Source organism: Streptomyces sp. NRRL B-24085, from assembly GCF_001282115.1.
Lineage (GTDB): Bacteria > Actinomycetota > Actinomycetes > Streptomycetales > Streptomycetaceae > Streptomyces.
In genome coordinates this window covers 1-4843 of sequence record NZ_LJBR01000078.1, presented here as the reverse complement: position 1 = coordinate 4843, position 4843 = coordinate 1, and the positions used below count along the sequence as shown (strand labels likewise).

Sequence of the window (4843 nt, the reverse complement as noted above, 5' to 3'; positions counted from 1 at the left end):
AGGCCACGGCCGGTCATCGCGGTGCGCCGGCCACGGGCGGGGTCCTGGAGCGAGGCGGCTGGGGCGGGCCGGGGCGGCGACGCCTTCGTGCGGCTGGGGCGGACCGGGGCGGCGAGACGCCTCCACCTCGCAGAACCGCCTTGCTCGGACGGGTCGCCGTGTTCCCTGCCGAGGCGTCTAAGCCCATTTCAGGGTGCCTCGCGCGAACCGGTCCCCGTGTCCCTTCCGTCGGGTCCCTTCCGTCGGGTCCCTTCCGTCGGGTCCCTTCCGTCGGGCACCTTCACCCGTCCAGGCCGGCCTGCGCGGACCAACCCTCGTGTTCCCTCCGTCGCGGCACCTTCCCCCTTGCAGGACCGCCCTGCGCGGCCCGCTCACCGTGCCCTCAGCACGAGGGAGCCCGTGCCGAACCGTCGCCCTCCGCGGACCGGCCCCGCACTCCCCCTGAGGTCGGTGCCCGAGCCTTCTCGGCAGCCCGGCACCGGGTGCGGATCACCCCGTCCGTCGGGCCGCTCAGCCCGCGTCCGGGAAGTCACGGCCGCGGTCGGCGCCGCCGTCGCCCTCCGGCTGGTCCGCGTCCTGGCGCGGCTGCGGCAGGACCGGCTGGAGCACCAGCATCCGCTCGACGAGGCGCAGGAACATCGCCACGTCGCGTATGAGGTCGTCCGCGTCCCGGCGGCTGGCCGCACCCTGGATGCCCGCCTCGGCCCGGGCGCGACGCCGTGCCCCGGAGGCGAACAGCGCGCTCCACTCGGTGAGCTCGGGCGCGATCTCGGGGAGCACTTCCCAGGCGCTCCGGATCTTGGCGCGGCGTCGGGGCGTGGGCTCCGGGCGCCCCCGCGCGGCGAGCACGGCGGCCGCGGTGCGCAGGGCCGCGAGATGGGCGGTGGCATAGCGCTCGTTCGGCGTCTCCAGCGCCGAGGCCTCGTCCAGGCCGGCGCGGGCCTGGGCGAGCAGGTCGAGGGCGGCGGGCGGGGCCGTCGCCCGGCGCAGCACGGGGTGCACGTCGCTCGCCGGGCCGGTCAGTGAGGGGGCAGGGCCGGTGGCGCGGCGCCGACGGGCGGCGGCTGCGTGGTAGCTGGCCATGACGAACCTCCTGTCGTCTGGTTGACGGCAGCTCCCGCTACGGAGTGCCGTATGTGCCCATCGTGAGGTATGCCACTGACAATCCGTTCTGACCTGGGCTTTTGCTTCGATCGAAGGTTCGGGTTACTTTTTGCACTGACCAGTCAGTTCAAAAAGTTCGCGATTCAAGAAGATCAGGGGGTGGCCGTGGACGGAGTCGCTGTCACGGCCGAGGGGTTCGGCCTGAAGGGGCCTCGCGGCTGGGCGTTCCGCGGGATCGACCTCACGGCGGAGCCCGGTGCGTTGATCGCCGTGGCGGGACCCTCAGGGTCCGGTCGTACGAGCCTGCTGCTCGCGCTGACCGGGCGGATGAAGGCCTCCGAGGGGACGGCCACCGTGGGCGGGGCCCGGCTGCCGAAGCAGCTCGCGGCGGTGCGCCGGTTCAGCGCGCCGGCGAACGTCGACGGTGTCACCGACCTCGACCCGGCCCTGACCGTCGGGGAGCACCTGCGCGAACGGGCGCTGCTCCAGAGCCGGTTCGGCGACTCGGTGCGCGCCCTGCTGTGGCCGCGCGAGGAGCGGGCGGCCGCGGCGAGGCTGCGGATCGACACCGCGCTGGCGGCCGCCGGGCTCGACCGGGAGGCGCTGCCCAAGGGGGCGCGGACCGCCGTACGCGATCTGGAACGCCTGGAGGCCCTGCGGCTGTCGATCGCCCTGGCGCTGATCGGCCGGCCCCGGCTGCTCGCCGTCGACGACCTCGACCTGAAGCTGTCGGACGCCGAACGCACCGAGGCCTGGGCGCTCCTCAGGTCCCTCGCCGCGGCCGGGACCACGGTCGTGGCGGTGTGCAGCGAGGCCCCGGAGGACGCCGTGACCGTGTCCACGCGGCCGGAGGCCGGGACGGACGAGACCAGTGAGGAGACGACCGATGCGTTCGCCGAGACTGGCCGCGCTTGAGCTGCGCCGCTTCGGCAGGGGGAAACTGCCGCGCGCGGCCCTGGTGGCCCTGCTCGTGCTGCCCTTGCTGTACGGCGCCCTGTACCTGTGGTCCTTCTGGGATCCGTACGGCCGCCTGGACCGCATCCCCGTCGCCCTGGTGAACGACGACAAGGGCGCCACCGCCGACGGCAGGCCATTGCACGCGGGCGACGACCTCACCAAGGGGCTGCGCGAGAGCGACACCTTCGACTGGCATGAGGTCGACTCCGCCGAGGCGCGCGAGGGCGTCGAGGACGGCACCTACTACCTGTCGCTCACCATGCCGGCCGACTTCAGCCGGCGGATCGCCTCCAGCGCCGGCGACTCCCCCGAGACCGGCGCCCTCCAGGTCCGTACGAACGACTCCAACAACTACATCGTCGGGCAGATCTCCCGGACGGTCTTCGCCGAGGTGCGCCAGGCCGCGTCCACCAAGGCGTCGCGGTCCTTCCTGGACCGGATCTTCATCTCCTTCTCCGACATCCACGGCGCCACGGTCAAGGCCGCGAACGGGGCCGACGACCTGGAAGGCGGCATCGGCAAGGCCGAGAGGGGGTCCCGGGACCTCGCCGCGGGCCTGGAGCAGGCCCGCGCGGGCAGCGGCAGGCTCGCCGACGGGCTGGCGAAGCTCGACATCGGCTCCGGTGACCTCGCGGACGGCGCCCGGCAGGTCGCCGCCGGCACCCAGAGCCTCGCCGACAAGGTCAACGGGGTCGCGGACAAGGCGCGCCCCTTCCTGGCGGAGAACGAGAAGACCATCGGCGACACCGCGCGGCTCGTCGCCGACTCCGCGGTGGCCGTGCGCCACAACCTCGACACCCTGGTGAGGACCGCCCCTGCGGCCGCCGAAGGAGCACACCGGGCCTCCGACGCGCTGAACGCCGTCTACAGGACGCGCTGCACGGACCCGGTGCTGCCGGACCCGGCCTGCGCCGACCTGAAGAAGGCCCGGCAGGCGGCCGCCGACGTGGCCAGGGTCGCCGACGACGTCAACGTCCTGGTCGCCGACCAGGACGGCGACCTGAAGAAGCTCGACGGCCGACTCGCCACCCTCCAGCGGCAGGCCCGGAGCCTCGCCGACCGGGCGCCCCGCCTCTCCGAGGACCTCGACGAGGCCGTGGCGAAGATCAACCAGCTGAACCAGGGCGCCGCCAGGGTCGCCGCGGGCGCCAGGACGCTGCACTCCGGCCTGGGCACCGCGAGGACCGGCGCACAGGACCTGGACGAGGGCGTCGGCAGGCTCAAGACCGGCGCCGACACCCTGAGCGGCGGCATGTACAAGCTCGCCGACGGCTCCGGGAAGCTCTCCGACGGGCTGCACGACGGCGCCTCGCGGATCCCCGACTACGACAAGAAGGACCGCGACCGGCGCACCGACGTGATGTCCGACCCGGTCCAACTGGTCTCCAGGGACCTCCACAAGGCACCGAACTACGGCACCGGGTTCGCCCCGTACTTCATCCCGCTGTCCCTGTGGGTCGGCGCGATGGTGGCGTACATGCTCATCACTCCGATGAACCGTCGCGCCCTCGCCGCCGGTGCCGCGGCCTGGCGGATCGCGCTCGCGGGCTGGCTGCCCGTGGTGGCGATCGGGGTGCTCCAGGTCGTGTCCCTGATGTCGGTGCTGCACTGGGCGATCGGCCTCCAGATGGCGCGGGCGGCCGGGACCGTGGGCTTCCTGTTCCTGGTGACGGCCTGCTTCGCGGCGATCGTCCAGTGGCTGAACGCGCGCTTCGGGGCGGCGGGCCGGATCCTCGTCCTCGCCCTCCTGATGCTCCAGCTCACGTCCGCGGGCGGCACCTACCCCGTCCAGACCAGCCCGGGCTTCTTCAACGCGCTCCACCCCTTCCTGCCGATGAGCTACGTCGTCGAGGCCCTGCGCCGCCTCATCACGGGCGGTGGTCTCACTCCGGTGTGGCACGCGTGCGTGGTGCTCGTCGCCTTCACCGCGGGCGCCCTCGCGCTGACCGCCCTCTCGGCCCGACGCCGGCAGGTGTGGACGCTCGACCGGCTGCACCCGGAGCTGACCCTGTGAGCCCTTCCGCCACCTCGGGGGCGGTCCCGCCTGTGAGAATCAGGACCATGGAAAGCAGCAGCGCCACGGCGGGCGTCAGCACACGCCGCGAGGCCACCCGGCAGAAGCTCTACGAGGCGGCCGTCACGCTCATCGCCGAGCAGGGCTTCTCCGCCACCACGGTCGACGAGATCGCCGAGCGCGCGGGAGTCGCGAAGGGCACGGTCTACTACAACTTCGCGAGCAAGTCCGTTCTCTTCGAGGAGCTGCTGCGGCACGGCGTGGGTCTGCTCACCGCCTCACTGAGGGAGGCGGCGGAAGCGACGGCCCGCGCGGGCGGCGGCAAGGTGGACGCCCTGGACGCGATGATCCGCGCGGGTCTCGTCTTCATCGACCGCTACCCGGCGTTCACCCAGCTCTACGTGGCCGAGCTGTGGCGCACCAACAGGGCCTGGCAGTCCACGCTCATGGTGGTCCGTCAGCAGGCCGTGGCGGTCGTGGAGGACGTGCTGCGCGAAGGCGTGGAGAACGGCGAGTTCAGCGACGAGATCGACGTCCCGCTGACCGCCGCCGCCCTGGTCGGCATGGTCCTGGTGGCCGCCCTGGACTGGCAGTCCTTCCAGCCCGAGCGCTCCCTGGACGACGTGCACGCGGCGCTGTCGCGGCTGTTGCAGGGGCGGGTGAGCGGGCGCAGGGGCTAACCCCGGGCCGCCGTGCGAAAGCGCCGGTCCGTTGTGGCCGCGTCCCCCGCGGGCCACCGCGAACCGGCGCCTTCTCCCCCGTACCCCC

4 protein-coding genes are annotated in these 4843 nt (G+C 73.2%); 3 read left to right on the top strand and 1 reads right to left on the bottom strand.

Annotation, left to right across the window (positions count from 1 at the left end):
- Positions 1-510: 510 nt before the first annotated feature.
- Complete coding sequence (locus AOJ26_RS11655) at positions 511-1083, bottom strand: SAV_6107 family HEPN domain-containing protein (protein WP_053848172.1); 573 nt, start codon at positions 1081-1083, stop codon at positions 511-513.
- Positions 1084-1263: 180 nt separating this feature from the next.
- On the opposite strand from AOJ26_RS11655, the gene AOJ26_RS11650 reads away from it, so the two are divergent.
- The 3 genes from AOJ26_RS11650 to AOJ26_RS11640 are packed head-to-tail and all read left to right on the top strand — an operon-like array spanning position 1264 to position 4755.
- Positions 1264-2019 (top strand): ATP-binding cassette domain-containing protein, encoded by a 756-nt coding sequence (locus tag AOJ26_RS11650; protein ID WP_078959851.1) that lies wholly within the window; start codon positions 1264-1266, stop codon positions 2017-2019.
- On the top strand, positions 1991-4075 hold the full coding sequence (locus tag AOJ26_RS11645) for a YhgE/Pip domain-containing protein (protein WP_053848171.1): 2085 nt from the start codon (positions 1991-1993) through the stop codon (positions 4073-4075). The genes AOJ26_RS11650 and AOJ26_RS11645 overlap by 29 nt, the downstream gene beginning before the upstream one ends.
- A 47-nt stretch (positions 4076-4122) precedes the next feature.
- A complete protein-coding gene (locus AOJ26_RS11640; protein ID WP_053848170.1) occupies positions 4123-4755 on the top strand; it encodes a TetR/AcrR family transcriptional regulator in 633 nt (210 codons plus the stop codon).
- The last annotated feature ends 88 nt before the right edge of the window (positions 4756-4843 follow it).

What these genes read in the sequence shown, in the direction of transcription:
- AOJ26_RS11655 (WP_053848172.1), bottom strand. Translation starts at nt 1,083, where the DNA reads ATGGCCAGCTACCACGCAGCCGCCGCCCGTCGGCGCCGCGCCACCGGC.
- AOJ26_RS11645 (WP_053848171.1), top strand. Translation starts at nt 1,991, where the DNA reads ATGCGTTCGCCGAGACTGGCCGCGCTTGAGCTGCGCCGCTTCGGCAGG.
- AOJ26_RS11640 (WP_053848170.1), top strand. Translation starts at nt 4,123, where the DNA reads ATGGAAAGCAGCAGCGCCACGGCGGGCGTCAGCACACGCCGCGAGGCC.